Annotated in this window: 1 protein-coding gene; it reads left to right on the plus strand. The window is 32.1% G+C overall.

From position 1 onward, the window contains the following. Window positions 1-246 (plus strand): hypothetical protein (locus SB786_RS37265; RefSeq protein ID WP_410731720.1); only part of this gene is annotated, 246 nt, incomplete at both ends.

Raw genomic sequence — 246 nt, forward strand, 5'->3', positions numbered from 1 at the left:
CTTTTCTCTTGTAGGCAAGATGATAATGAGGTTTTAGAAAAAAATATTGCCTCAGTAGATCTGTATGCTGCAGGAGCAGAAAATAGTAAAGCCTGCTATTGGAAAAATGGGCAAAAAATGATTCTTCCTAATGGTGATGGATTATATGTTCAGCAAATTATTGCGCAAAACAATAATATTTATGCTTTAGGAGGGAAAATTTCTGAGTTTGATAATTATGATTTTTCAAGACATCTTTATCTTTGG

The sequence above is a fragment of the Burkholderia sp. SIMBA_062 genome (assembly GCF_046534765.1).
GTDB lineage: Bacteria > Pseudomonadota > Gammaproteobacteria > Burkholderiales > Burkholderiaceae > Burkholderia > Burkholderia ambifaria.